The 3,362-nt window shown below is 69.4% G+C and carries 3 protein-coding genes; all 3 read right to left on the minus strand.

Features of this window, described 5'->3' with window-relative positions; all coding sequences use genetic code 11:
* Nucleotides 1-813: DUF4167 domain-containing protein (locus tag IP78_RS04860; RefSeq protein WP_082384849.1), on the minus strand; the 813-nt coding region annotated here is incomplete at its 3' end.
* Between the two features lie 495 nt (nucleotides 814-1,308).
* A complete protein-coding gene (locus IP78_RS04865; RefSeq protein ID WP_054110584.1) occupies nucleotides 1,309-1,944 on the minus strand; it encodes an outer membrane lipoprotein carrier protein LolA in 636 nt (211 codons plus the stop codon).
* A 142-nt stretch (nucleotides 1,945-2,086) separates the two neighbouring features.
* Nucleotides 2,087-3,362, minus strand: a 1,276-nt coding sequence (locus IP78_RS04870; RefSeq protein ID WP_054110585.1) for a serine hydrolase, incomplete at its 5' end; no start/stop codon positions are given.

The following is a 3,362-nucleotide window of genomic DNA, read 5'->3' on the forward strand; positions in this document are numbered from 1 at the left end:
ATCGTCGGTCGCGGCCTGTTCGGCGCGCGGCGCGCGGGTCCGGCGGGCCGGACGCTCCTCGCGCGCCGGAGTCTCTTCAGCGACGGTCTCCACCGGAGCCGAAATCACAGGCGGCGCGTCGTCGAATTCACCGCCACCCTGGTCGGCCGAACCGCGATCGTCCGGCGCCTCGCCCACGCCGCCCTCGGCCTGGAAGCGGCGGTTGCGTTCCTCGCGGCGGCGCTCCCAGCGTTCACGGCGCGTCTCGCGACGTCCCCCCTCGGGACGACCTTCGCCCTCGGCGCGCGGTTCGCCGTCACGCGGCTCGCGCGGCTGCCATTCGCGGTTCTGATCCCGGTTCTGGTTCTGGTCGCGGTCGCGCCACTCGCGGGGTTCGCGCGGCTCGCGGCTCTCGCGCTGCTCGGCCTCGGCCTGCTGGCGCGCCTCGCGCTCGGCCTGCTGCTGGGCGGCGGCCAGGAAGGCGGCGGCCTGGGCCCCGGTCTCGTCCTCGAAGTCGATGTCGAAGCCCTGGTTGGACAGCTCGCGCGCCGCGATCTCCGACACCGGACGCTGCGGCTGCAGCGCCCTCAGGACGCGGAAATAGTGCTCGGCGTGCTGCAGATAGTTCTCGGCCAGAACCCGGTCGCCCGACGACGCCGCGTCCCGCGCCAGCTGCTGATAGCGTTCATAGACGGTCTGGGCGTTGCCCCGGACCTTGATGTTCTCAGGCCCTTGCGAGTCCCACGAACGGTTCGGATTGGCCGCGTTCGCATTGCCGCCGCCCGGTTTCCGGTTGCGGCCGCGCTGGCGCTTCATGCCCTTGAAATCTCTCATCGAACGTCCGTGCTGGTCGGCGTCCCCAAGGCGTCTGGCGTGGGGGTAAGGCCGCTGTTCCTGGTCCGGTCGCCGCTCGCGGTCGCTGGGGTCGGATCCCCACTGGCGATGTGATCGGAAAGACCGTCGTCGCCCGGCGTGGTCCGCCCGAAACCTTCGGACCCTCACGCGCGACCCGGCCCGCGCGTCGCCGATCCTTGAACGGATCGAGAAGGTGCGGATTGGGTGGGAGACAAGGCAGACTTAGCGCGCCCCGACCCGCTTTCCAAGGGCTTTCGCATGCGCGACCGTTCCGGAACGAAAAAAGCCCCCGGCGCCGGCGCCGGGGGCTGGAGGATATCTCTCTCGCCGCCGTCGGGAGGGGATGAGGTCCGAAGGCGAAGGACGGGGCCGCCGTCCTGTGTCGAAAGTGTCACGCCAAGCGGAAAGAGTCAAATGCAGACGACGAGAGCTTGCCTGTGTTCATCCGAACACGGTCAACGAATCATGAATTCGTCAATTCCGTCCCGGCCGCCGTGTCGGGTCCGTCAGGCGGAACAGGCTGGCCGCCAGACCTGAAGCCGGCTCCAGTGTCGTCAGCTGGGTCCGCGTCCGCGCGCCCTGCGCGTCCGTGATGGTCCACTCCTGCAGCCGCAGCGGATTGCCGGCGAAGGCCAGGATCACCTGCCCGTCGCGCGGCCGGCGGGCGTCGCGCGCGGTAATGGCGAAGGCACCAGACTGCATCCGCGTCACTCGCTCGATGGTCACGCCCTGATCGAGCCGGACGTTCCTCGCCAGGAAGGTCGACAGCGGCGTCTGGCCCAGCGGCACCTGGCGGAACACCTCCAGTCGGGGGTCCCAACGCTTCACGTTGGATCCGTCCGACACGACCAGCAACCCTGCGGGCGTGGTGTATTCAAAGCGCATACGGCCCGGCCGCTGCAGATAGAACCGCCCCTCGCGCCGCTGGCCGCCCGTGCCGGTCTCGACGAAGGTCCCTTGGGCGGAGGTCAGGTTCTGCAGATAGGACTGCGCCTGGTTCAGCACCGCCCGATCGGCCTCCGACAGCCCGGACTGGGCCGAAGCGGGCAGGGCCGCCAGCGCCGCAATGGCGGCGAAACCGAAGCCGAGATCTCTGCGGGACAGCGTCATGTGTTTACCTTTTCCCATGCGGGAATCGTTCGTGATCGTGCTGAACATGGCGGGACGTCGCGGCGCGGCCATGACACGACCCTGACCATATTCCGGCGGCCCGATGAAGCGTCGTTCAGGCTTCGCGGTTCCCCGGAGACCCTCAGACCCGCGTCAGCCTCAGGTCCTGATAGTCGTAGCTGAAGTCGATGTCAGGGCTGACCCCCTTCATCGTCGCCCGTACCGGCCGGCCATTCTCCAGCTCGAAGGTGATGAAGGCGTCCTCCTCGCGCTTGTCGGGGAAGCGGGTCCGCATCATCTCGCCGTCATAGGGCTCCAGAGGCCCCTGCAGCGCCGGCGTGCGGGTGAACCTCAGCCATGGCCGACCGTCGCGCATCTCGATGACGATGTCCCCGTACCAGGGGTCGCGCCAGGTTCCGGCATAGGCCGGCAACGGCAGCGACGGCGCCGCGCCCGCCGCCTGTTTGGCGTCGATCTCGACGGCGGCGGCGAGGGAGCGGGTCGTCCCCTCGCCTTCCAGCCTCTTGGAGTCCGCGATCCAGTCGAAGCCGGTCCTGGCCATGACGATATCGGCGATCCCGCTTCGCAGCGCCCGCAGCAACAGACTCTCCTCGGCGTTCGAGAACACCGCGAACCCGGCGTTGCGCCCCGGCAGCAACACCGTCGCCGAAATCCCGCCCGGCGACCCGCCGCCGTGGCTGATCAGCCGATCGCCGCGATAGTCCTGCACCGACCAGCCCATGGCATAGGTCGTGGCGATGGCCCTCCCGGGCAGTTCCGCCGTCGGCCCCGGCGAGGAGCCGCTGATGATGTTGGGCCGCCACATCTCGGTCGCCCGCGCCTCGGAGAACAGCCGCTCACCCGAAGGCAGCGCGCCCATGGCCAGCCGCACCTGGATCCACTTGGCCCAATCCGCCGGCGTGGAGCAGAAACCGCCGGCCGCTCCCGCCGCGTCCCAGTTCCAGATGCCGGCGATGGTCTCGCTCAGCAGCGTCATCGCCCCCTGATACCGCAGCGGCGGCCCGATCCGCCCGTGCGGTAGGGCCGACTTCGCCGGATCGGCCAAGCTGGTGAACGGCACCGTCTCCGTCATGCCGACCCGGTCCAGAATGCGCGTCTGGACGAAGGCCTCCCACGGCATGCCCGAAACCGCCGCGATCACCTCGCCGGCCACCACGAACATCAGGTTGCAGTAGTGATAGTTGGCCCGGAACCCGTCCTCGATCGGCACATGGGGGACCGCCGCCATGATTTCGGCGCGCGTCCGGTCCGAGTTCGGCCAGAACAGCAGGTCGCCGGCCCCCAGCCCGAAGCCCGCCCGGTGGCTCAGCGTATCACGCACCGTGATCCGCTCGCCGATGAAGGGGTCCGACAGGGTGAAGCCCGGCAGATAGGTCCGCACCGGCTCGTCCCACTTC

The organism is Brevundimonas sp. AAP58 (assembly GCF_001295975.1).
Classification (GTDB): domain Bacteria; phylum Pseudomonadota; class Alphaproteobacteria; order Caulobacterales; family Caulobacteraceae; genus Brevundimonas.